The sequence below is a fragment of the Burkholderia sp. MSMB1589WGS genome (assembly GCF_001636105.1).
Taxonomy (GTDB): Bacteria; Pseudomonadota; Gammaproteobacteria; order Burkholderiales; family Burkholderiaceae; genus Burkholderia; species Burkholderia humptydooensis.
On sequence record NZ_LNJT01000008.1, the window covers coordinates 555,945 to 580,221 of the forward strand.

General features: G+C 66.4%; 19 protein-coding genes and 2 pseudogenes. 6 read left to right on the top strand and 15 right to left on the bottom strand.

All coding sequences use genetic code 11. From position 1 onward, the window contains the following. The first annotated feature begins 239 nt into the window (after positions 1 to 239). From WT16_RS20485 to WT16_RS20500, 4 genes are all read left to right on the top strand, one after another. Positions 240 to 1,184: a GlxA family transcriptional regulator gene (locus WT16_RS20485; protein ID WP_063534078.1), complete on the top strand. Its 945-nt coding sequence runs from the start codon at positions 240 to 242 to the stop codon at positions 1,182 to 1,184. Between the two features lie 447 nt (positions 1,185 to 1,631). After that, a complete protein-coding gene (locus tag WT16_RS20490) occupies positions 1,632 to 3,335 on the top strand; it encodes a M36 family metallopeptidase (RefSeq protein WP_063534079.1) in 1,704 nt (567 codons plus the stop codon). A gap of 117 nt (positions 3,336 to 3,452) precedes the next feature. Then, positions 3,453 to 4,679, top strand: a complete 1,227-nt coding sequence (locus tag WT16_RS20495) for a M28 family metallopeptidase (protein WP_063534080.1) — start codon at positions 3,453 to 3,455, stop codon at positions 4,677 to 4,679. A 198-nt stretch (positions 4,680 to 4,877) separates the two neighbouring features. Then, a complete protein-coding gene (locus tag WT16_RS20500) occupies positions 4,878 to 6,101 on the top strand; it encodes an outer membrane protein transport protein (protein WP_063534081.1) in 1,224 nt (407 codons plus the stop codon). Positions 6,102 to 6,159: 58 nt separating this feature from the next. On the opposite strand, the gene WT16_RS20505 is transcribed toward WT16_RS20500, so the two are convergent. The 4 genes and pseudogenes from WT16_RS20505 to WT16_RS20510 all read right to left on the bottom strand — a co-directional run. Continuing rightward, positions 6,160 to 7,302 carry a porin gene (locus WT16_RS20505; protein ID WP_009917126.1) on the bottom strand — a complete coding sequence of 381 codons (1,143 nt, stop codon included), beginning with the start codon at positions 7,300 to 7,302 and terminating at the stop codon, positions 6,160 to 6,162. A 19-nt stretch (positions 7,303 to 7,321) separates the two neighbouring features. Then, entirely contained in the window at positions 7,322 to 7,531 is a 210-nt protein-coding gene (locus WT16_RS34500; RefSeq protein WP_180988214.1) for a hypothetical protein, read from the bottom strand. Continuing rightward, positions 7,528 to 7,931: pseudogene (locus WT16_RS32125) on the bottom strand (glycine betaine ABC transporter substrate-binding protein). Before WT16_RS32125 ends, WT16_RS34500 begins: the two are co-directional and overlap by 4 nt. A gap of 13 nt (positions 7,932 to 7,944) precedes the next feature. Further along, positions 7,945 to 8,547: pseudogene (locus WT16_RS20510) on the bottom strand (choline-sulfatase); the annotation flags it as partial. Positions 8,548 to 8,743: 196 nt separating this feature from the next. Between WT16_RS20510 and purU the strand changes: the two are divergent. Beyond that, complete coding sequence (purU, locus tag WT16_RS20515) at positions 8,744 to 9,619, top strand: formyltetrahydrofolate deformylase (RefSeq protein WP_015603792.1); 876 nt, start codon at positions 8,744 to 8,746, stop codon at positions 9,617 to 9,619. Positions 9,620 to 9,705: 86 nt separating this feature from the next. Here purU and WT16_RS20520 read toward each other — a convergent pair whose 3' ends face one another. The 11 genes from WT16_RS20520 to WT16_RS20570 form a co-directional block, all read right to left on the bottom strand. Next, entirely contained in the window at positions 9,706 to 11,361 is a 1,656-nt protein-coding gene (locus WT16_RS20520) for an APC family permease (protein ID WP_059931593.1), read from the bottom strand. Between the two features lie 180 nt (positions 11,362 to 11,541). Then, positions 11,542 to 12,405, bottom strand: coding sequence for a glycine betaine ABC transporter substrate-binding protein (locus tag WT16_RS20525; protein ID WP_063534082.1), 864 nt, complete (start codon positions 12,403 to 12,405; stop codon positions 11,542 to 11,544). A 109-nt stretch (positions 12,406 to 12,514) separates the two neighbouring features. Next, positions 12,515 to 13,654: a 2Fe-2S iron-sulfur cluster-binding protein gene (locus WT16_RS20530; RefSeq protein ID WP_006027769.1), complete on the bottom strand. Its 1,140-nt coding sequence runs from the start codon at positions 13,652 to 13,654 to the stop codon at positions 12,515 to 12,517. Between the two features lie 20 nt (positions 13,655 to 13,674). Continuing rightward, the gene (locus WT16_RS20535) at positions 13,675 to 14,943 is read right to left on the bottom strand and encodes an aromatic ring-hydroxylating dioxygenase subunit alpha (protein WP_006027770.1); all 1,269 of its coding nucleotides are present in this window, start codon (positions 14,941 to 14,943) and stop codon (positions 13,675 to 13,677) included. Positions 14,944 to 14,967: 24 nt separating this feature from the next. Next, positions 14,968 to 15,753 (bottom strand): drug:proton antiporter, encoded by a 786-nt coding sequence (locus WT16_RS20540; RefSeq protein WP_006027771.1) that lies wholly within the window; start codon positions 15,751 to 15,753, stop codon positions 14,968 to 14,970. Next, the gene (locus tag WT16_RS20545) at positions 15,750 to 16,928 is read right to left on the bottom strand and encodes an electron transfer flavoprotein subunit alpha/FixB family protein (RefSeq protein ID WP_063534083.1); all 1,179 of its coding nucleotides are present in this window, start codon (positions 16,926 to 16,928) and stop codon (positions 15,750 to 15,752) included. Before WT16_RS20545 ends, WT16_RS20540 begins: the two co-directional genes overlap by 4 nt. A 4-nt stretch (positions 16,929 to 16,932) precedes the next feature. Beyond that, entirely contained in the window at positions 16,933 to 18,864 is a 1,932-nt protein-coding gene (locus tag WT16_RS20550; protein ID WP_063534084.1) for a (Fe-S)-binding protein, read from the bottom strand. A gap of 2 nt (positions 18,865 to 18,866) precedes the next feature. Then, complete coding sequence (locus WT16_RS20555) at positions 18,867 to 20,930, bottom strand: NADH:flavin oxidoreductase (protein WP_063534085.1); 2,064 nt, start codon at positions 20,928 to 20,930, stop codon at positions 18,867 to 18,869. A gap of 60 nt (positions 20,931 to 20,990) precedes the next feature. Continuing rightward, positions 20,991 to 21,524, bottom strand: coding sequence for a DUF5943 domain-containing protein (locus WT16_RS20560; RefSeq protein WP_006027775.1), 534 nt, complete (start codon positions 21,522 to 21,524; stop codon positions 20,991 to 20,993). A gap of 160 nt (positions 21,525 to 21,684) precedes the next feature. Further along, positions 21,685 to 22,656 carry a dipeptidase gene (locus tag WT16_RS20565; protein WP_006027776.1) on the bottom strand — a complete coding sequence of 324 codons (972 nt, stop codon included), beginning with the start codon at positions 22,654 to 22,656 and terminating at the stop codon, positions 21,685 to 21,687. A 28-nt stretch (positions 22,657 to 22,684) separates the two neighbouring features. Then, the gene (locus WT16_RS20570) at positions 22,685 to 23,959 is read right to left on the bottom strand and encodes a serine hydroxymethyltransferase (RefSeq protein ID WP_015603909.1); all 1,275 of its coding nucleotides are present in this window, start codon (positions 23,957 to 23,959) and stop codon (positions 22,685 to 22,687) included. Positions 23,960 to 23,994: 35 nt separating this feature from the next. Here WT16_RS20570 and WT16_RS34505 point away from each other — a divergent pair, with 35 nt between their 5' ends. Next, positions 23,995 to 24,189, top strand: coding sequence for a hypothetical protein (locus WT16_RS34505; RefSeq protein WP_167359319.1), 195 nt, complete (start codon positions 23,995 to 23,997; stop codon positions 24,187 to 24,189). Positions 24,190 to 24,277: the final 88 nt, after the last annotated feature.

Consider the following 24,277-nt stretch of genomic DNA (forward strand, 5'->3'; position numbering starts at 1 on the left):
ATTTCAAGGGGACGACACAGCCTGCACCGTGGGCTCAAAGGTAACGGGCCATATTCGCGGCAAGGCGACCGACGGCGACCTTTTCTTGCCTGTTTGCGACTATGCGTAAAAACCATTAGGTTGACGAATCGTCACGCTTGGCAAGGCTTTACCGCCGGGCGACGCGTCAAGCGGCTTGCCTGCTTGCGCCTTGCTTGCTACGCTCGGCCGATCGTTTCGCAAGCGCAAGCACACGCCCCATGCCAGAAGAGTTTCATTTCCTGCTGATGCCCGGCTTCTCCGCGCTCGGCTTCATGTCGGCCGTCGAGCCGCTGCGCGTTGCGAACCGCTTCAGGCCGGATCTGTATCGCTGGCGCATCGTGAGCCGCGACGGCGCGCCCGTCGTCGCGAGCAACGGCATCTCGCTGAACGCGGACGCCGCGTTCGCGCAGGTCGAGCGCACGCACACGATCTTCGTGATCGCGGGCTTCGATCCGCTCGCGTGCTATACGCGCGCGATCGGCGACTGGCTCAAGCGCGAGTATCGGCGCGGCGCGACGACGGGCGGCATCGACACCGGCAGCTTCGTGCTCGCGGAGGCGGGGCTCTTCGACGCGTCGCATGCGCTGACGCTGCACTGGGAAGCGCTCGCCTCATTCCAGGAGCGCTACCCGCACCTGAAGACGACACAGGAATTGTTCGAGATCGACGAGCGGCGCATCACCTGCGCGGGCGGCACCGCATCGATCGACATGATGCTCGACCTGATCGGCCGCCGGCACGGCGCCGATCTCGCCGCGACGATCTCCGAGCAGTTCGTGCTGAGCCGGATCCGCCAGCGCTCCGATCGCCAGCGCCTCGAGATCGCCGCACGCTACGGCGTGCACAACCGCAAGCTGATCCAGGTGATCGGGACGATGGAGCATCACATGGAAAGCCCGCTGCCATCCGACATGCTCGCGCGGGAGGTCGGCGTCACGCGCCGGCAGCTCGAACGGCTGTTCAGCACGATTCTCAACGATACGCCGGCACGTTTCCATTTGCGGCTGCGGCTCGATCGCGCGCGCGAACTTCTTCAGCAGACCGATATGACGGTCGCGGCCGTATGCGCGGCGTGCGGCTTCGAATCGCCTTCGCATTTTTCCCGCACGTATCGCGCGCAATTCGGCACGAGCCCGAGAAGCGACCGGCGCGCGCTGCGCTGAGCCGATTGCGGCAGCGCAAAAATCGTGCGCCGCCTGACCGTTTTCGCCGATGGAACCGCTCCTCGAAAATAATTCGAAATAACATTGAAAATATTCTGTAACATGTTCTAAAAATAGATAGGCAGACTAACGACGTGACATTCCAGTGCGACCGTTTGTTTGCTGAACAGAACAGCATTCCAAATATTTATTCCGAGGGGTTTGTAATGACGATGCTCATTCAGCCATCGCAGCGCTTGCCGTTTGCTTCGCCGATCGTTCTCTGGCGTTTCCACCTCCCTCCGCCCCGCCCGTTCGGCGCACGCTGATTCTTCGCGGCATCGCGCCGTTTCCGTTGTTGCTCCGTCCGATTGCATCGGCTCGTCGAGGCCGGCGCACGGACCGGGTCGTCCCTGCGGTTCCCGTGGTTTCGTTTGTCATCCAAAACTTTGAAGACGAGGACAATCCATGCAGACATCCCGTAAAGCACTGCCGCTCGCCCTGAGCCTCGCCATCGGCCTCGGCGCAGCGCTGCCCGCGTGGGCCGATTCGAAGGCGCCGAACCCGCAGGAGGAAAGCCTGCGCGCGAGCCTCACGCGCGGCGTCGTGGCGCCCGCGGAAAAGGCAGACAAGACCGGGCAGTTCCGCCCCGGCGCCGTCGCCGTCACGCTGGCGAGCCCGGCGTTCCAAGCGAAGAAGGCCGACGCGGCGACGATGGCGCGCGAGTACATCGCCGCGCGCGCGACGCAGCTCAGCCTCGACAAGGCCGCGCTCGCGAATCTCGTCGTCGCATCCGAGCGCGCCGACGCCGCGTTCACTGTCGTGCGCTTCCAGCAGCGCGCGGCGGGGCTGCCCGTCTACGACAGCGACATCGCGGTCACGGTTGCGCCGGACGGCCGCGTACTGTACGTCGCGAGCAAGGCGGTGAACGGCGTCGCGGCCGTATCGAGCAAGACGCAGGCGGTCGACGAGCAGCAGGCGCTGGATCGCGCTCGCGCGTACCTCGGCGTCGGCGGCTTCGCGAGCGTGCAGGCGCAGGTCGTCGCGTTCGTCGACGGCGCGGGCACGCATACCGCATGGAAAGTGCGCGGCAAGCCGCAGGACAGCCTGCGCGGCGACTGGGAGCTGATCATCGACGCGGGAAGCGGCGAGGTGCTGCGCGCCGAAGACAAGGCATCCTATGCAACCGACGGAAGCGGGCTCGTATTCCGGCCGGACCCGCTGTCGTCCACGAGAAGCAGCTACGGCAGCACCGGCTTCAAGGACAACAACGACGCGGACTCCACGCAACTGAACGCCGCGCGCGTGCGCGTGACGCTCAAGGATCTGACGCAGACGAGCAGCGGCTACAAGCTCACCGGCCCATACGCATCGTGCGTCGATTTCGACTCGCCGCTCGACAAGGCGTGTCCGGTCCAGTCGTCGACGACCTTCGATTTCACGCGCTCGAACCTGTACTTCGAGGCGGTGAACGCGTACTACCACATCGACACGTTCCTGCGCTACGTGAACCTGACGCTCGGCATCAAGGCGCTGCCGTATCAGTACTCGGGCGGCGTCCAGTACGATCCGCACGGCGAATCCGGCGCCGACAACTCGTCGTACTCGTCGGGCTCCGGCCAACTGTCGTTCGGCCAGGGCGGCGTCGACGACGCGGAGGACGCGGACGTCGTGATTCACGAGCTCGGCCACGGCATCCACGACTGGATCACGAACGGCGGGCTCTCGCAGGTCGAGGGGCTGTCCGAAGGCACGGGCGACTACCTCGCGGCCGCGTACAGCCGCGACTTCAACCAGTGGAGCCCATCCGACGCGCAATATCACTGGGTCTACAACTGGGACGGCCACAACGAGTTCTGGCCCGGCCGCGTGACGAACTACAACGTCGGGCGCACCTACTCGCAGATCCGCAATTCCGAAATCCACACGGCCGGCCAGTACTGGGCGTCGTGCAACATGGTCGCGCGCGACGCGATCGGCGGCGCGGCGATGGACAAGGCTTTCCTGAAAGGGCTGTCGATGACGAACGGCTCGACGAACCAGAAGGCCGCGGCCCAGGCGGTGCTGACCGCGGCGGCCGCGCTCGGCTACAGCAGCACGCAACTCAATGCGATCGGCAACGCGTACAACAAGAGCTGCACGTACGGCGTGACCGTGCCGCAGAAGCTGTAGCCCGCATCACTCGCGTCAAGAAGAAGACGTAAGCGACATCGGCGCGGGGCGCGCGGCACGATCTGCCGCGCGCCCGTCCCCTCGACTGCATCTCCCCTCACCCTGAGGAGATCGAACATGTCCAAGCTCCAACACGTCGCCGCCGCGGTCTGCGGCGCCCTCTGCGTATCGGCCGCCCACGCCGCGCCTGTGTGGATCACGCTCGCCGCCCCCGCCTTGCGCGAACTGCGCGCGATCGATCCCGCCGTGACGAGCCGCTACAGCGCGGCGCTCGCCACCGGCGACGCGAAGCGCACCGAAACGGTCCACGTCGCACAGGTCGACGATTCGCTGCTCGAATCGCTGTCGCAGGCGATCCGCCGCGCGCGCGGCCACGGCCCCGGCTTCTTCGTGCACGCGACGTTCGACGAAGCGCGCGCGTCGCTGCAGCCGAGCGCCGCGATGCAGGCGGCCGCGATCGACTACCCGATCACCAACTCGCAACAGGTCCGCAACTGGATCTCGCAACTGCAGGCGAGCAACATCGTCAGCACGATCGCGTCGCTGTCCGGCTTCACGAACCGCTATTACACGACGTCGCACGGCGTGGCCGCGTCCGACTGGATCGCGCAGCAATGGAAGCAGCTCGCCGGCTCGCGCACCGACGTGACGGTCGAGCAGTTCGCGCACACCGGCTGGCCGCAAAAATCGGTGATCCTGACGATCAAGGGCAGCGATCCGGCGGCGGGCGTTGTCGTGATCGGCGGCCATCTCGATTCGACGGTCGGCCGCATGAGCGAGAACACGCGCGCGCCGGGCGCGGACGACGATGCGTCCGGCATCGCGAGCCTCACCGAAGCGCTGCGCGTACTGCTCGCGAACCGCTATCAGCCGAAGCGCACGCTGAAGTTCATCGGCTATGCGGCGGAAGAGCCGGGCCTCCTCGGCTCGCAGGCGATCGCGAAGCAGTTCAGGGCGCAGAACGTGAACGTCGTCGGCGCGTTCCAGCTCGACATGACGAACTACAAGGGCGATCCGAAGGACATCTACCTGATCAGCGACTATACGAACTCGACGCAGAACACATATCTCGCGAACCTCGCGAAAACCTATCTGCCCGAGCTCGCGGTCGGCACGTCGCAATGCGGCTATGCGTGCTCCGATCACGCGTCATGGAACGCGCAGGGCTATCCGGCGTCGTTCCCGTTCGAAGCGGATCAGAACGACAATCCGTACATCCACTCCGCGTATGACACGCTCGATCGGTCGGACTCGCAAGGCAATCACGCGCTGAAGTTCGGCAAGCTCGCGCTCGCGTACGCGGCCGAGCTGGGCGGCGGACTCAGCGCGTCCGCGAAGCGGTAAGCGCTCCTGTGCGGTGCGGATGCGGCGGCTATCCGCACCGCATCGCCGTATATCGATTTCCGTCCCGGCTCCACAAGCTTAGCCCGATATCTTGGTTCACGCCGTTTACTCGCCTGCGTAGATTCATTGTTCCGGATGTCGAAACAATGATCAACACCAGGGAGAGGAATCGTGAACCTAGAATCGTTCGCCCGAACGATGCTGGCGGCCGCATGTGCGACGCCCGTCGCCGCATCGGCGACCAACGGCTACTTTTCGAACGGCTACGGCGCGGCATCTCAGGGCGTCGCGGGCGTCGGCATCGCACTGCCGCAAGACGCGCTCGCGGCCGCGGCGAACCCGGCCGGCATCGCATTCGTCGGAGACCGCTTCGACGTCGGCATCAGTGCGTTCCTGCCGTCGCGCGGCGCAAACGTCGCCGGCAACGGCTACGGCGTCGACGGCCATTACGAAGGCAACAACCGCTCGGTGTTCGCGCTGCCTGAAGCCGGAATCGTGAAGCAGCTTCGCCCGAATCTCTATGTCGGCATCGCGCTCTATGCGAACGGCGGGCTCGACACGGGCTACGCGAACAATCCGTTCAAGGCGTTCGGCGGGAAAGGCTCCGCGGGCGTCGACCTCGAGCAGGTGTTCCTGTCGCCGACGCTCGCGCTGCGGATCGGCGAGCGGCACGCACTCGGCATCGGATTGAACATCGCATATCAGCGCTTTACGGCAAGCGGATTGCAACCGTTCGCGAGCGCATCGGTTGCGCCGGACAACGTGACCGACCGCGGCGCCGATTCGAGCGTCGGCGTCGGCGTGCACATCGGCTATACGGGCCGCCTGACGCGTTCGCTGACGGTCGGCGCGACGTGGGCGTCGAAGATCCGCGGACGCTTCGATCGCTACAAGGGCCTGTTCGCGAACGGTGGCTCGTTCGACATCCCCGAAAACTTCGGCTTCGGCCTCGCATACGAAATCACGCCGGCATGGACGATCGCCGCGGACTTCCAGCGCATTCTGTACGGCAACGTCGATTCGGTCGCCAATCCGCTCGACAATCTGCAGGCGGGCCATCCGCTCGGCTCGCCGAACGGTCCCGGCTTCGGCTGGCGCAACACGAACGTGCTGAAGATCGGCACGACGTACCGCTACAACCCGCATCTGACGCTCAGGCTCGGCTACAGTCACGCGAGCCAGCCGATCGCGTCGACGCAGACGTTCCTGAACGTGCTCGCGCCGGGCGTCGTCCAGGATCAAGCGACGCTCGGCGCGACATGGGAAACCGCCGATCACGCGGAATTCAGCTTCTTCTACGGTCACGCGTTCAGGAAGACCGTCGACGGTCAGGCGTCGATTCCGCCATCGTTCGGCGGCGGCAATGCGAACATTCGTCTGGACGAGAATATCGTCGGCATCGCGTTCGGCAAGAAGTTCTGACGCGTGCGCGCGATGACGGACCCGGCGCGCGCCGCGAACATGCGCCGGTCCGGCCGAGTCAGAACGAGTGGCGCATCCCGATGCGAATGTCCGCTTGCGTCTGCGTGGTGGACGGCGTGAAGCTGTAGCCGATCACCGCATCGACGCCGTTCGACGCGCGCAGGTAGTCGCCGGAAATGTAGACGTCCGTGCGCTTCGACAGCAGGTAGTGAACGCCGGCCGATCCCTGATTCCAGTGATGGCCTTCGAAGCGCGTGTGCTGGTAGCCCGCGACGAAGCTCAACGCCGGCGTGAACTGATACAGGCCGCCGCCTTCGTAGACCTGCATGTGCGACGTGTTGCCGAAGCCCTTGATCGTCGTGTACGTGAAATTGCCGGACAGCGTCAGCTTGTCGAGCGTGTAGCTCGCGCCGATGCCGAACGTGCCCTGGCTGTCGACATTCATCGGCGTATTCGCGAACAGGTCCGTGACCTTGCCTGTCGCCGGATCGACGCTGACCGTCGGCTGGCCGAGGAACGTGTGCGTGCCGATCATCGCGTACGGATCGAACGCATAGATGCCGGACGGGTTGTTCAGATGCGTATAGGCCGCGCCCACCGACAAGTCGCCGTGCGTGTAGCTCGCACCCGCGCTCCACGCGCTGTTGCGATGGAAATCGCCCGCGACGTTGCCGAACGAATACATCGCGCCGAACTTGAGACCGCTGAAATCGTTCGACAGGAATTTCACCGAGTTCGGCAGGCGGTCGCCGTTGAAGCGGTCAAAGTCGCCCTGGTGAATCGCGTAGCCGCTCGCCCATGCGGAGATGTTGTTCAGATAGACCATCTCCTCCGTCATGTCGAGCTGATTGCCGAACGACAACGTCCCCCAGTTGTTCTGCAATCCGACGTAAGCCTGGCGGCCGAATTCCGCGCCGCCGAAACCGAGCTGACCGTTGCCCAGGCGAAAGCCGCTCTCGAGCACGAAGACCGCCTTCAGGCCGCCGCCGAGGTCTTCGGTGCCCTTGAAGCCGATCCGGTTGCCGTACGACACCCCGTCGTCGAACTTGAAGACGTGCGAGCCGCCGGTGTTGTTGACGTATGTGATGCCGGCATCGAGAATCCCGTACAGCGTGACGCTGCTCTGCGCGCGGCTTGCGCCCGGCGCGATTCCTATCGTGAGCGCGATCGCGCTCATCACGGCAACATTCGATTTCTTCATTGTCGGCACCCCACCCTGCTCATTCGATAAAAAAAGATTCCCGCGTTGCGCACGCGAATCCGCGACTATTGCTGAAACGACGCACCACTCCGACGACCGTTGCGCATCCCGCGCACAATCGGATGCCGTTGGCGAAAAATACAAACCCATTTTTCGCGCTACCCGTCACCAAACGACGCCGAATGGTCACGATGCGACGGACCGGGCCGATGCCGACGTCGGCCGTCATCGCGCATCGAGCGCTGCACGCACGGCAGGCAAGCCCGGCGCGCCGTTCGCGGTGGTCACGCCGTCGAGCCACGCGTCGACGAGTAATGGGTTCGCGCGCAACGCGTGTTGCGCGGCGTCCACAGCGGAGCGCTTGTCCTGCAGCATCGCGGCGATCATTCCGTTCAGTTGCCGGGGAACACGTCGATCTGCCCTTTCTTCAGACCTTGATACGTGATCGGCACCGACAGGTTCGACACGCTCTGCCGGTAGCCGAGCGCCTTCAGCACGACGCCCGCGAGCGCATCCGTCGCTTCGATGTCGGTCCAGCCGGGGCCGGCCATCCGCACGTCGCGGCACGCGGCGGCCTCCGCGGCCGATGCTGTCGCGGCACACCACGACAACGCCGCAGCCGCTGTCATCGCGGCCGGCACGCGGCACGCGGCACGCGCCTTCGAAGAAGGTCATCTTGTACCAGAGGCCGCGCTCGCCGAGCATGTCGCCACGATCGGCGGTGACGATCACGATCGTGATCGTGTCGTCGGTGAAGCCGCATTGGTTGAGCGCCGCGCCGAACTGCGCGTCGCTCGGCGGCGTGCGATCGACCTCGCACACGGCGCGCAGGCGCCGCGAATGCGGGTCGCTCGCGTCGAAATCCATTCGGACTGCCATCAGATCGATGTCTTCATCCCGGTACAGATCCCAGTATTCGCGCGTGATCGCATACGGATCGTGCGGATGCGTGAGCGACACGACCATGCAGAAGGGCCGCGTATCGCGGACGGCGGCTTTCTCGCGTGCGACGTCGAAGATCTTCTGGCGCGCGGCGAATGTCACGTCGTCGTCGAAATCGAGCTGGTTGGTCCGCACGCACGGGCCGGCGTCGAGCACCGAGCTCATGTTGTGATACCAGCGCGGCCGCTCGGCGGGATGCGTCCAGTCCGGCACCCAGCCGAAGTCGGCCGGGTAGATGTCGGTCGTGAGCCGCTCCTCGAAGCCGTGTAGCTGATCGGGCCCGCAGAAGTGCATCTTGCCCGACTGCGCGCGCAGTGCCGCTCTTTCGCCGCTGGCTGCTCGAGGCGTGCCCGTGACGCGTCCGGCGTTGGCGCGCCGATTCCAGCAGCGCGGCGCTTCGGTTCTATCCGCATCCGATCTGGCTTGATTAACTTGTGCATCGCCTCGGACGTCCGGCATCCGCGCCGTGCGCGGGGCGCCATCGAGTCAGAGGAAATCCATGTCCGTTCCACAACGTCCCCATCAGTTCGTGCTGACGCTGTCGTGTCCGAGCGCGGCGGGCCAGGTCGCCGCCGTCGTCGGCCTGCTCGACCGGCATCGCTGCTACGTCGACGAGCTGACCGTCTTCGACGACGATCTCAGTGCGCGCTTCTTCGTGCGCTGCGTGTTCCATGCGACGGACGACGCCGATTCGCTGCGCGTGGACGCGCTGCGACGCGAGTTCGAGCCGATCGCCGCACGCTTCGGGATGCAGTGGGCGATCCACGACGTCGCCGCGCGGCCGAAGGTGCTGATCATGGTGTCGAAGCTCGAGCATTGCCTCGCCGATCTGCTGTTCCGCTGGAAGATGGGCGAGCTGAAGATGGACATCGTCGGGATCGTGTCGAACCATCCGGATTTCGAGCCGCTCGCCGCGCAGCACGGACTGCCGTTCCGGCACTTCCCGATCACCGCTGACACGAAGGCGCAGCAGGAAGCGCAGTGGCTTGACGTGTTCGAGACGAGCGGTGCCGAGCTCGTGATCCTCGCGCGCTACATGCAGGTGCTGTCGCAGGAAACGAGCGCGAGGCTCGCGAATCGCGCGATCAACATCCACCATTCGTTCCTGCCGGGGTTCAAGGGCGCGAAGCCCTACCACCAGGCGCACGCGCGCGGCGTGAAGCTGATCGGGGCGACCGCGCATTTCGTCACCGACGATCTCGACGAAGGGCCGATCATCGAGCAGGTGGTCGAGCGCGTCGATCACTCGTACCGGCCCGAGCAGTTGCTCGCGGTGGGGCGCGACGTCGAATGCATCACGCTCGCGCGCGCGGTGAAGGCGTTCATCGAGCGGCGCGTGTTCCTGAACGGCGATCGCACCGTCGTGTTCCAGTAGCAGGCGCGCAGCAAGCGGCGGCCTCGACGTTTCGCTGCGGCCCGGATGCGGCGACGCATCCGGGCATCCTCGCCGACGCACGCCTGCTATCGCAGCCAGGCGAAGTAATACGAAGCCGCGATCGTCAGCGCGGCGGCCGCGAGCGCCGCATACGGCGCGACGTTCAGCCACGCGCTGCGCGCAGGCACGACGAGCTCCATGTCGCGCTGCATCTGCGCGGGGAAACGGCCGCGATCCTGCCAGTAGTGGCGATAGACGAACACCGGCACGATCAGCAGCATCGCGATGAGCCCGTTGCGCAGCGTGCCCGCGCCTTGCAGATCCGCGCCCGCGCCGACATAGACGAGGTTCGCGTAGCCGCAGATCGAGCCGAGCACGACGAGCCATGTCGGGCAACGAAACGGCCGCTGCCATTGCCCGCGGTCCATTCGATGAATCCAGCCCGACTGCAAATTCAGGAAGACGAACAACATGTAGCAGACGTTCGAGATCGACAGCACCGTCATGTAGTCCGACATCAGCAGCAGCACGAGATTGAAGCCGAGATCGGTCCACATCGCGCGCGTCGGCGCACCGTGCTCGTTCACGTGCGACAGGTACTTCGGCAGCCAGCCGTCGACCGACGCCTGATAGAGCGTGCGCGACGAGCCCATCATCGACGTCATCACGATCAGGAGGATCGACAGCATCAGCATCACGACGACCGCGTTCGCAACCCAGGCGCCGCCGCCGACGATCCTCGCCATCGCGGCCGCGACGCCCGTGCCGTCGCCGATGCGCGGATCGAGCATCGCCGCGGTGCCAAGCGCGCCCTGGAACGCCATCGGCACGAGCGTCATCACGATCAGGCAGAGGGCACCCGACCAGAAGATCGCCTTCGCAGTGTCGCGGCGCGGATCACGGAATTCGCGCGTGTAGCAGACGGCCGTTTCGAAGCCGTACGACGCCCAGCCCGCCATGAACATCGCGCCGAGCGCCATCACGACGCCCTGCCCGTTCCAGCTACCGAACGTGGCGGCGGTGAGATTGCCTTGCGCATCGTGGCCGAGCGGCAGGAGCGGCAGGAGATTCGACATCGGCACGTCGCCCGTGACGAACGGCACGATGCCGACGATGAGAAGCGGCGTCAGCGACGCGATGCCGAGAATGCGCTGCGTGCGTGCGGCCTTCGATGCACCGCTGTGCTGCAGCTTGAACGTGATCAGCAACAGGATCGTCGCGATCACGAAGGTGGCGTTGACCCGCAGGGTCAGGCCGGACTTGATGAAGCCGAGATCGGCGAGCGTCCATTGCCAGTGCAGGATCGCTGCGTCCGCCGGGAACAGGCTGGTGAGCGCGTAGCTTGCCGCGAGACCGCAGCCGAGCGCGAGCATCGGCGACCACGCGAGCCAGTTGCACCACACCGAGACGGGCGCGATCAACTTGCCGTATCGCACCCAGCCGATCGCACCGTACACCGATGCGCCGCCCGATTTATGGGGAAATAGCCCGGAAATTTCCGCATAAGTCGCGCTTTGAATCAGACCCATCGTGATTGCGGCGATCCACACCGCCCACGCGGGCTGGCCGACCGTCGCGCATACGCCGCCGATCGTGAACAGCACGCCTGCCGGCACGCCGCTCGTTACCCAAAATGCGTCCTTCCAACTGAGGCCACGGTGCAACGTGTGGCCCCTTTCTTCATGTGAGATGGTTGCCTCGATCTCGCTGGTGCTGCGCGCGCGCAGTCCTGCTTGACTCATCCAAAATCCTCCGTTGAAGACTCCGCACAAGGGTACATTCTAACAACACTACGTTGTGCGAGTCGAAAAAATATCGAAAATCCCGCCAGAAAACCCGCAGTTTTCTCCAATTGTTTCGGATACCTTCGAATTTTTATTCTCACGCTCAAGCCCCTCACACGGGCCTGAGCGGGCTTGTCGTCACTGCCCGGAGCCAAGCCATTCGCCGACGCGATCGCCATGTGCGGCGATCCATGCATCGGCCGCCGCCGCGGGCTTCGATCCGTTCTGGATCGCGAGCATCACGCCGTCGATCTCGCCCGGCTTCCACTGGAACTTCTTCAGGAACGCGACGACGGGCTTCGCCTTCGTTTCGAGCGCCGGATTCGCGACGTTGTCGACGTGCTCGGCCTCGCCGTACACCTTCTTCGGATCGTCGAGGAAGCGCAGCTTCCATTTCGCGAACATCCAGTGCGGCGCCCAGCCCGTGACGACGACAGCCTTGTTCGCATGGATCGAGCGCGCGAGCTCGGCGGTCATCGCGCTGCCCGAGCTCGGCATCAGCGAATAGTTCAGGCCGTATGCCTTGATCGCGTCGTCAGTCTTGCGCATCACGCCCGCGCCGGCGTCGATGCCGACGATGCGCCCGGCGAAGTCGCTCTTCTGCGCGTCGAGATCGGCGATCGTCTTCGCCTTCACATAGATCGGCACGATGAGGCCGATCTTCGCATCGGGAAAATTGGTGCCGAGATCGACGACCTTCGTCTTGAACTGATCCCAGTACGCGCCCTGCGTGACGGGCAGCCACGCGGACAGCGTCGCGTCGAGATCGCCGCGCGCGACGCCCTGCCACATCACGCCCGCCGCGACCGGCACGAGTTGCACCGGGTAGCCGAGCTTCGTCTCGATGATGCGCGCGGCGACGTTCGACGTGGCGACGCTGTCGTCCCAGCCTTCGACGTAGCCGATCTTCAGCGTCGGCTTCGTATCGGCCTGCGCCGGCGCGGCGGCGGCGAGCATCATCGACAGCGCGCCGCAGCCCATGAGTTTCGTGAGGAATTTCATGATCGATCTCCTTGAGGTTGTCGAAAAGCAAGGGGCCTCTCTAGGTTCTTCAACCACAATTCCCCGGTATCGTTCTTTTACGACACGTTCTTGCGCAGCGGCGACGCGCTCACTTGTCGACGACGAGATCGGACAGCGGCTTGCTGCAGCAGAGCAGCACCATCCCCTGATCGATTTCGCGCTGACGAATGCCGCCGTTATGCTTCATGTCGACCTGACCGGACACGAGCTTCACCTTGCAGGTGCCGCACATCCCCTGCGTGCACGACGCCGGCAGGCGCACGCCCGCGCGGCGCGCGGCATCGAGCACGTGCTGGTCCGCGCCGCATGCGATCTCGCGATTGCTCTTCGCGAACGCGACCGTGTACTGGCGCACCTGCGCGTCGCTCGCGGCGTCGTCCGCCGGCGCTTCGGTCCGGGGCTCGCTTTGCGCGGGCGTCTCGAACGAGAAGCTCTCTTCGTGATAGCGGCTGCGATCGAATCCCGCTTCGGCGAGCATGTCGCGCACCGCTTTCATGTACGGCGCGGGTCCGCACGTGAAGATCTCGCGCTCGGGGAAATCCGGCGCGATCAGCTTAAGGAGCGGCAGCGACAGGAAGCCCGTCACGCCGTGCCAGTTCGTGCGCGCGCCGAGCCGCTCGCACACGAATGCGGTGCGGAAGTTCGTGTGCGTCGACGCGATCAGATCGAGTTCGCGCGCGAAGATGATGTCGTCCGGCGTGCGCGCGCTATGGACGAACACGATGTCGCGATCCTCGGCGAGGTCGTGATGCGCGCGGCTCATCGACATCAGCGGCGTAACGCCCGAGCCCGCGGACAGAAACAGGTATTTGCGCGCCGGATGCCGCGCGCACGTGAATTCTCCCGCGGGGCCGAGCACGCGCAGCGGCGCGCCCGGCTGCAGGTTGTCGTGCAGCCAGTTCGACACCTTGCCGCCCGGCACGCGCTTGACCGTGATCGAAATCGTGTGCGGACGCGCGGGCGACGACGAGATCGTGTAGCAGCGGTTGATCGTCTCGCCGCCGATGTCGAGCTCGAGCGTGATGAACTGCCCCGGCTCGAACGAGAACGCGCGCCCCTGCGGCGAGCGAAAGAAAAAGCTCTTCACATCGTGCGTTTCCTGCCGCACGTGGCAGCAGACGAGCGTCTCCTCGACGTCGCTCGTCCAGCGTTCCGGCAGCGCCTGCCAGAATGCGGAACGCGTCACGCGGCTGTCGGCCGGCTCGAAATTCGCGGCATCTCGCATCATTGTTGCGCTCCGTCTTCGTGCTATGCGCCGATATGCGCGGCCAGCCGGCCGACGTACCACTCGCAGAACTTCTCGACGAGCCCTTCGGTGTACGGAGAATACGGGCCCGGCTCGTATGCGCTGCTCGCCGCGCCGCGCTGCGAGAATTCGACGAGCGCGCGATCCTGGTCGTTCGTCGCGTTCCAGACAGCCGTCAGGTTCTTCACGTCGTAGTCGACGCCTTCCTTCGCGTCCTTGTGAACGAGCCATTTCGTGCGCACGAGCGTTTCGTCCGCCGACAGCGGAATCACCGAGAACGTGACGATGTGGTCGCTCATGAAGTGGTGCCACGAATTCGGCTGTGTCCAGAACGACAGGCCGCCGAGATCCGCGCGGCGAAATTCGCCGAGCAGCTTCTTCGACGCGATCTTCGCGTCGAGCGTTTGCGATTCGCCGCTGCGGTCGAGCGGCAGCCGCTGCGTGCGAAAGCCCGTCACGTCGGTCAGGCGCTCCACTTCGACGGACGGCAGATTCAGCGCTTCCCACTGCGCGGCGCGCTCGGTGCAGGTACGCTCGAACGCGGCCATCCCATCGGCATTCGCGGGCGACGGCTGATAGCCGAAGCCGTATTCGTACAACGAAATGGTCAGCTCCGGATGGTTCGCGACGCAGTGATAGCACTCGCGATTGTTCTCCATCGTCAGTTTCCAGTTGCCTTTCTCGATGATGTCGATCTGCGCGGCGATCTTCGTGTTCGGCAGATCGTGCGGCAGCAGGTACGGCTCCATCGCGGCGCGCATCGTCGCGAAATCGGCGGGCGGCTCGTCGGCGAGGCACACGAACAGCAGCCCCGCGAGATTCTGCAGATGAACGGGCTTCAGGCTGTGCTTGCAGCGGTCGAACTTCTCGCCCATGTGCTCGGCGAACATCAACTGGCCCGTCAGGTTGTAGGTCCAGCTGTGATACGGGCACACGATGTTGCCGACCGATCCCTTTTCCTCGTTGCACAGGCGCGCGCCGCGATGGCGGCAGACGTTGTGGAACGCGCGAACCTGCATGTCGTCGTCGCGCACGATCAGGATCGAATCGGCGCCGAGCTGCACCGTCACGTAATCGCCCGGCTCGGGCACGTCCGGCTCGACGCCCACCTGGATCCAGTGCTGCCGAAAGATCGCGTCCATGTCGAGCGCAAAGATCTCGTCGCTCAGATAGAACGGGGCTTCGAGGCTGTAGCCTGCCTTGCGGCGCGCCACCAGCGCGCGGATGTCTGCCGATACTTTCATCGTTTGCTCCGGATTCCTTGCATCCATGGTGTTGTTGCCGACAGGCTTCGTTCAGTAGTCGATGAGCTGATGCTCGCGCAAATACGCAAGGATCACTTGTGCTTTTTCGACCGAACTCCCTTCAATTACGACGTTTCCGCCGCGGCTTTCGGTCGTCGTCGCGGACAGCATCCGCGCGTGTCCGGAGCGCTTGTCGGCCGCCGCGAGCTTCACCGGCTTGCGCTCGGCCGCGCGCGTCGCCCATTGCCCGGCGTCCGCCGCCGCGCGGGTGGCGACGCGCGTCGCGCGCACGTCGCCCGCGCGCAGCCGCGCATACGCGTAGCGCGGCTGCGCATTCGCGAGCGGATGCACGGCGACGACGGCGGGCAGCGCGGCGTCGACACGCCTGCGAACGCCTTTCGGCAGGAATTGCCGCAGCGTCGCGCGTGCAGCGTCGACGCTCACGTCGACCGCCGCGCCGGCGAACCGCCAGCCGAGCGCCGCCGCGACGCGGTACGGCAGCATGCCCGTGTCGTAGGCGCCTTCGGCGCGCGTGCCCGTCAGCACGAGATCGTGGTCGCGCACGCGCTCGGCGAGCGCGGCGGCCGCGTCGTCGCCGTCCGCGCACTCGAGCACGTCGACGCTCGCCGCGCCGAGCGCGAGGTAGTCGGCGAGCGCCGGATTGCGCGCGTCGCCCGCGTGGATCACGTCGAGCCGGGCGCGGTGCTCGGCGGCCAATGCGCGGCCGATCTCGAGCGCGGCCGCATCGTTGCGGCTGTAGCGCGGCGCACCCGACACCGGATGGCGTCCGACCGACACCAGCACCGCGATGCTGGTCAGCTTGCGATTCGCGTTCATGCGGCGGCTCCCATGTACTCGCGCTCGTTCGATACGGCGCCCGCTCGCGGCTGCGCGGCGCGGGCCGCGTTCACCGCTTCGATCAGCGCCGCAATCGTCGCCTGCGCGTCGCCGACGATCGTCAGGTTCGCGCGCTTGACGATCGGCGCGCTGCCGTCGAGATTCACTGCGATCACGTGGCGGCAGTCCCTGATCCCTTGCAGATGCTGGACCGCGCCCGAGATCCCGAACGCGATGTAGACGCTCGCGTCGACCGTCTTGCCCGTCGCGCCCACCTGCTTGTCGCGCGTGAAGTGACCGTTGTCGACCGCGACGCGGCTCGCGCCGATCGCCGCGCCGAACGCCGCCGCGAGCGTCTCGAACGCGGCGACGTCGGTCACGCCGTTGCCGGCCGACACGATGAAGTCCGCCTCCTCGAGCGCGACCTGCGCGGCATCGATCTCCTCGAGGCCGAGGTCGCGATAGTCGCCCGAAGCGCTCGGGCGCGCGCCGAAGGCGCTGGAGGCGTCGAGCGCGCGCTCGAGCGCCGCGCCGACGAACGGCAACGTCGGATCGACCGCGTTCGGCGCGAGCAGCACGACGTCGGGCAGCGCGCGCGTCGCGAAGCCGCGCTTCGCATCGACGTACACGCCGACGTGGTCCGCCGCGATTTCGACGACGTGCGTCGCGACGCTCGCGTTCGCCGCCGCCGCGTAACGGCGGCCGAGATCGCCGTCGCCCGTCGCGTTGTCCGGGATGAACACGTGCTGAGGCGAGAGCGCGGCCGCGCACGCGCGCAGCGCGTCGAGCTCGCGCTCGGGCGCGAACGCGCGGCGGTCGAAATCGCGCAGCACGATCAGCGTGTCCGCGCCGAGCGCGCCCGCATCGTCGTTCAGTTCTCCGAACACGACGAGCGCGACTTCGGTCTGCGCGCCGGCGAGCAGCGCGGCGGCCGCGAGGGTCTGGCGCGCATGGTCGTCGAGCGCGCCGCGCTCGCTGTGCGCGGCGACGAGAAACACGCGCGCAGCTTCCCGCACGACGCGCACCGGCTTAGCGGCCGCCGCGCCGTGCGCGCGCGGCGCCCATTGCGCGGCGCCGCCGGACGCGCCGCCCGTCTCGCCGAGCGTGATGCGTTTCAGTCCCGTCGCGGTCACGATGAACGGCCGGCGCGGATCGATTCGTTTGAGCGTGGTCATCGTTTCACTCCAGCGAAGCGGCGACGAGTTCGGCGACGTCGAGCACGTCGGGCCGCGGGCCGACGACGCCTTCGAGCATCGCGGTGCAGTTCGGGCAGCCGACCGCGACGACGTCCGCGCCCACCGCGCGCGCGTCGGCGATCCGGATGTCGGGAATCCGCTGCTTGCCCGGGATGTCGGTGAGCGGCGCGCCGCCGCCGCCGCCGCAGCAGCGGCCGCGCATGCCGTTGCGCTCCATCTCGACGATCTGGATGCCGAGCGTCTTCAGGAGCTTGCGCGGCGCTTCCGTCTCGCCGTTGTAGCGGCCGAGATAGCAAGGGTCGTGATAGGTGATGCGCTTCTCGCGCAGCGCGTCGGCCGCCTGCGGCTTGATTTTCCCGGCCGCAACCAACTCGGCGACGAACGTCGTGTGATGCTTGACTTCGTAGCGGCCGCCGAGCGCGCGGTATTCGTTGCGCAGGCTGTGCATCACGTGCGGATCGGCCGTCACGATCTGCTTGAACGACAGCGCGCCGAGCGTGCCGATCAGGCGCTTGCCCATCTGCTGGAACGTCGCCTCGTCGCCGAGCCGGCGCGCGACGTCGCCCGTGTCCGTTTCCGCTCGGCCGAGCACCGCGTAATCGACGCCCGCATGATCCAGCACCTTCACGAGCGCGCGCAGCGTGCGCTGGTAGCGCATGTCGAACGCGCCTTCGCCGGCGACGATCAGCACGTCGACGGGACGCCCCGGCTGCGCGACGGGCGCGCTCAGGTCGACCGACCAGTCGTAGCGCGCGGCCATGTCGTAGCCGCCCATCGTGCCCGTCTCGCGCAGGTTCGCGAGCACCTCCGCGCCCTTGCCGGGCACCGCGCCGTGCACGAGCGTCTGGTTGCGGCGCATGTCGACGATCGCGTCGACGTGCTCGATCAGCATCGGGCACTCCTGCACGCACGCGCGGCACGTCGTGCACGACCACAGCGTGTCGGCCTCGATCAGCGACGACACGATCGGCCGCTGCGGATCGCCGCCGTGCTTGCCGACGGCAATGCCGGGCGTCGGGCTGCCGGCATACGCGGCGTCGGTGCCGCCCGCCATCCCGACGACAAGATCCTGGATCAGCTTCTTCGGATTGAGCGGCTGGCCCGACGCGAACGCGGGGCAAGCGGCTTCGCACTTGCCGCACTGCACGCACGCGTCGAAGCTCAGCAACTGGTTCCAGCGGAATTCGGCCGGCCTCGCGACGCCGTACTCGTCGTGCTCGACGTCGGACGGCTTCAGCGCGGTCGGCGGCGTCGCGTCGCCGTTGCCGTTGCCGGTGTATGCGTCGCGCGTCGTCGCGAAGCGCTCCTGGCGCGGATGGAACGCGAGATGCAGCAAGCCCGCGATCGCGTGCTTCATCGGCCCGCCCTTCGCCGCGCCGACCGTCATCGCGAACGCGCCGGCGCCGATCAGCGCCGCACAGAACGCCGCGAACGCGCCCGACATCGCGGCCGCCGGCACGAGCATGAACAGCACGAGGCCGAGCGCGAACGCGCCGAGCAGCCACGGCAGCGTATTCCACGGCCCGCGCGACAGCCGCGCGGGCACGTCCCTCGCATGACGGCGACGCCAGACGAACACCGCGCCGGCGAACATCGTGAGCGCCGCGAGCAAGATCAGCTTGTCGAGCCACGGCGAATAGATCGCGAGCCCGTAGTTGACGAACACGAGCGCGAGCGCGGCGAGCGCGCCGCCCGCCGTCGCGACGTGCGTCTTCGCGATATACGGATCGCGCGCGACGACGTGGTGCAGATCGACGAAGTAACGCTTCGGAATCGCAAACAGATTCGTGAGCCCGAACGCGCCGGGCGCGGTGGCGCGGCCGAGCCGCCAGTACGACGAACGCTTCGCGACCGCGAACGCGAGGCCCGCGACCGACAGCCACAGCAACGCGGTAATCAGGATGGCCGGATTCATCGTCAGAAATCCTTCACGAGACGCAGCGCGTCGTAGATCGCGCCGTGGATGTTGTGCATCGAGATGCAGTCGCCGACGCGAAACAACAGGAAGCGGCCGTTGCCGAGCGCCTCGGAAAGGCACGGCTGCGGCTCGGCGGCGAACAGCTTGTGCACGTCGATCTGGCCGCGATTGACCGATTCGGGCTTCAGCTTCCAGTACAGCGAGTCGTTCGGCGTGATGCCGTTCTCGATCACGACCTGATCGACCGCGCGCTCCTCCTGCTCCTCCGTGTATTCGTTGCGCAGCACCGCGATCTTCTTGCCGTCCTCTTCATAGACGCGATCGAGCCAGTGGTTCGGCGTGTGGATCACGCCCTGCGCGTAAAGCCGGCGATAGAAGATCGGGAACGTCGTGCCGCCGCAGTCGTCGGCCACCTTCACGTCCGGCGTGACGATCTCGACGTTCGAGCCGCGGCTCGCGATGAAGTCCGCGACGCCCGCGCCCGCATGCGTGCTGACGCCGTCGTAGACGAGCACGTTCTTCCCCGGCTCGACGCGGCCCGACAGGATGTCCCACGAGCTGACCGCGAGCGCGTCGGCGACGCCCCAGCCCGGCACCTGATCGGTGAAGCTGCGCCCGCCCGTGGCGAGCACGATGATGTCCGGCCGCTCGGCCAGGATCGTCTTCTCGTCCGCCTCGACACCGAGCCGCCGGTCGACGCCGAGCCGCTTCGTCTCCATGTCGAACCAGCGCACGATGCCCGCCATCTGCTCGCGCTGCGGCGCTTTCGCCGCGAGCATGATCTGCCCGCCGACTTCGTGGTTCTTCTCGAACAGCACGACGTCGTGGCCGCGCGAACGCGCGACGCGCGCGGCCTCCAGCCCCGCGGGCCCCGCGCCGACCACGACGACCTTGTGCTTCGGCCCGCGCGACTTCCCGATCACGTGCGGCATCGTCGCCTCGCGCGACGTCGCCGCGTTCTGCACGCACAGCACGTCGAGGCCGTTGTACTGGCGGTCGATGCAGTAGTTCGCGCCGACGCACTGCTTGATCTCGTCCTCGCGGCCGTCGCGGATCTTGATCACCATGTGCGGATCGGCGATCTGCGCGCGCGTCATGCCGACGAGGTCGACCATCCCGCTCGCGAGCAGGCGCTCGGCCTGGCCCGCGTCACGGATGCTCTGCGCGTGCATCACCGGAATCTTCACGACCGACTTGATGCCCGCCGCGAGATGCACGAACGGCTCGGGCGGCAGCGCCATCGGCGGCATGCAGTTCGCGAGCGTGTTGTGCGTGTCCGCGCCCGAGCCGATCACGCCGAGGTAATCGATCAAGCCCGTCTCGGCCATCGCCTGCGCGATCTCTTTCAGTTGCTCGTGATCGAGGCCGTCCTCGTGGAATTCGTCGCCGCACATCCGCAGGCCGACGCAGAAATCGCGGCCGACCGCCTCGCGCACCGCCTTCAGCACTTCGACGCCGAAGCGCAGCCGGTTCTCGAGGCTGCCGCCCCATTCGTCGGCGCGAAAGTTCGTGCGCGGGCTCCAGAACTGGTCGATCAGATGCTGGTGCGCGGCCGAGATCTCGATGCCGTCCATCCCCGCATCCTTCACGCGCTTCGCGGCCGCCGCGAAATCGCCGATGATCCGGCGGATTTCCTCGACCTCGATGATCTTCGCGTTGCCGCGGTGCACCGGCTCGCGCACGCCCGATGGCGACATCAGGTGCGGCCAGTGCTCGCCGTGGAACGCCGAGCGGCGGCCCATGTGGGTCGCCTGGATCATGATCTTCGCGCCGTGCCGATGCATCGCCTCGGCGAGCCGCGCGAGCGGATCGACGATCCTGTCGATCGACAGGTTCACCGATTTCCACCAGCCCTGCGGGCTGTCGATCGACACGGGGCTCGAGCCGCCGCACACCGCGAGGCCGACGCCGCCCTTCGCCTTCTCTTCGTAATAGCGGATGTAGCGGTCGCCCGGCAGGCCGCCCGGCTCCGCGTACACCTCCGCATGCGCGGTGCTGACGATCCGGTTGCGCAGCGTGAGCTGGTTCAGCGTCAAGGGTTTGAACAGATTGGGATAGCGCATCGCAGGCGACCTCTGGCGTTCGAATGTCTCGTGTTGCGGGTGGGGTTCCGTGTCGGCGAATCAGCGGGCGATCGGCGACACTTCGAAGACGCAATGGTCGTGGCCCTCGGCCGCGCACTGCACTTCCGTCGACCGCGCGCGCGGCGCGCCGCGGCCTTCCGGCGTCGTGTCGTTGACCCAGTCCATCGCGCCCGCGAACCAGCCCGCGAACATGTAGCAGAGCTTGCCAGCCTTGCCCGGCTGCGCGAGCACGAACGACGAATGGCGCAGCTCGATCCTCGCGCGCGCGGCGGCCGGATCGGCGTCGACGATCGAGAACAGCCCCCAGCCGCGCTGCGACAGGCGCTTCAGGTAGTGCTCGAACACCGCCATCCCGGCGATCCCGTGCTGCTTCGCCTCCTTGTCGCACCAGTGGTACGCCGACTTGTAGCCGGCCTGATAAAGGATGTCCGCGTAGGCGTCGCGGCCGAGCGCCTCTTCCACTGCCGTATGGTTGTTCGTGAAGAAGTGGCGCGGCACGTACAGCATCGGCAGCGCGTCGGTGGTCCAGACGCCGGTGTTCGGATCGACGTCGATCGGCAGTTGCGGTTGCATCGTGTGACTCCGTGGGGGTAAAACGCGCGGCGCCCTGGCGCACGCGCGGCATCGTCCGCGCGCCGACGCTCGTCGAGCGGGCGCGTCCTGAATCGGATCGGTTGAAAGCGGGCTGAAAAACGGGTTGAAAACGAACGGCGCGGGCGTGGCATGCGGACGTCTACGCGCCCCAGACCTCCTTGAACACGCGCACCCAGTTCTCACCCATGATCTTGCGGATGCGCGATTCCTTCCATCCGGCGCGCGCCATCGCGGCCGTCAGGTTCGGGAACTCGCCGATCGTTCGGATGCCTTCCGGATTCACGACCTTGCCGAAATTCGTGAGCCGGCGGTAGCGGCCCTTGTCGTGCGTGAGCCAGTCGAAGAAGTCGACGCTGTAGCCCTGCGTGAAATCGGTGCCGATGCCGACCGCGTCCTCGCCGATCAGGTTCACGACATAGCCGATCGCCTCGATGTAGTCGTCGATCGTCGCGTCGATCCCGCGCTTCAGGAACGGCGCGAACATCGTCACGCCGACGAAGCCGCCCGCATCGGCGATCTCCTTCAACTGCGCGTCGCTCTTGTTGCGCGGATGCTCCTTCAGTCCCGACGGCAGGCAGTGCGAATAGCAGACGGGCTTCTTCGAGAACGCGATCGCCTCCGACGACGTATTGCCGCCGACGTGCGACAGATCGACCATGATCCCGACGCGGTTCATCTCCGTGATCACCTCCCGGCCGAAATCCGACAGCCCGCCGTCGCGCTCGTAGCAGCCGGTGCCGACGAGGTTCTGCGTGTTGTAGCAAAGCTGCACGACGCGCACGCCCATGTCGGCGAACGCCTCGACGTAGCCCAGGTTGTCCTCGAACGCGTGCGCGTTCTGGAAGCCGAGGATCACGCCCGTCTTGCCGTCCTTCTTCGCGCGGAGGATGTCGCCCGTCGTGCGCACGAGCGTCAGCAGTTCGCCGTTGTCGCGAATCTGCTTTTTCATCAGCGCGATGTTGTCGACCGTCTTCGTGAAGTTCTCCCACACGGATACCGTGCAGTTCGCGGCCGTCACGCCGCCCTTGCGCATGTCTTCGAACACCGAGCGTTCGAACTTCGAAATGTTCAGGCCATCGATGACGATGCTGTCCTGGTGCAGCGTGCTCATGGATTCTCCAGTCTTGTCGGCGCGTGGGTCAGTAGATCGGGAAGCGCTCGCAGAGCGCGAAGATCTCGCGGCGCACGCGCTGTTCGGTCGCGTGATCGCCTTCCGGGTTCGCGCGCAGCGCGTCGAACACGTCGAGAATCAGGCGGCCGACCTCGCGGAACTCCGCGACGCCGAAGCCGCGCGTCGTGCCCGCCGGCGTGCCGAGGCGAATGCCCGACGTGATCGTCGGCTTCTCGGTATCGAACGGGATGCCGTTCTTGTTGCACGTGATGCCCGCGCGCTCGAGCGCCTGCTCGACCTGCGCGCCCTTCAGGCCCTTCGGCCGCAGATCGACGAGCAGCAGATGGTTGTCGGTGCCGCCCGTCACGAGGTCGACGCCGCCCGCCTTCAGCACGTCGCCGAGCGCCTGCGCGTTCGCGAGCACGTGGTCGATGTAGGTCCTGAAGTCCGCGTGCAGCGCCTCGCCGAACGCAACCGCCTTGCCGGCGATCACGTGCATCAGCGGGCCGCCCTGCAGGCCGGGGAACACCGCCGAGTTGATCTTCTTCGCGATCTCCTCGTCGTTCGTCAGCACAAAGCCGCCGCGCGGGCCGCGCAGCGTCTTGTGCGTGGTCGACGTGACGACGTGCGCGTGCTCGACCGGGTTCGCATGGCGGCCCGCGGCGATCACGCCGGCGATGTGCGCCATGTCGACCATCAGCTTCGCGCCGACCGAATCGGCGATCGCGCGAAAGCGTGCGAAATCGAGCTTGCGCGGATACGCGGAGAAGCCTGCGATGATGAGGCTCGGCTTGTGCCGCTGCGCGAGTTCCTCGACCTGGTCGTAATCGATCAGCATCGTGTCGCGGCTCACGCCGTACTGGAGCGCGTTGAACCACTTGCCGGACAGCGCCGGCTTCGCGCCGTGCGTGAGGTGCCCGCCCGCGTCGAGCGACATCCCGAGCACCGTGTCGCCCGGCTTCGCGAGCGCGAGCATCACCGAGCCGTTCGCCTGCGCGCCGGAATGCGGCTGCACGTTCGCGTAGCCGGCGCTGAAGATCTGCTTCACGCGATCGATCGCGAGCGCCTCCACTTCGTCGGCGAATTCGCAGCCGCCGTAATAGCGCTTGCCCGGATAGCCTTCCGCATACTTGTTCGTCAGCACCGAGCCCTGCGCGTCGAGCACCGCGCGCGACACGATGTTCTCCGACGCGATCAGCTCGACCTGCGACTGCTGGCGTTCGAGTTCCTTGAGGATCGCGCCGCGCACGGACGCGTCGCGCTCGGCGAGCGATTGCGAGAAGAAGGGGTTGGCGTTCGACATAAGGCGTCTCGTCACTGAATTTTGAGGGAGCGCCGGTGGCAGGCCCGAAGGCCCTTCGCACGGCGTTTGGGCGTTCCGCCGCAGCGGCTGCCGACGGCTCTATTCTTGTCGTTCGGATTTTCAGCCGATTGATGAATTCAGACGCTTTCTTTCCCTTTTCCGACATGTCCGTCACTTTTGAACAAGTGACCGGTCGTGCGTTTTTCGCGGCGGCCGTGCCGGGCGTCTGACGGCCGTCCGGCACTGGCTCGGTGCCGCCGCTGCACTCGCGCCGCGCAGCCGCTCACGGTTACGGTGCGGCGCAGCGAAAGGCCGCCG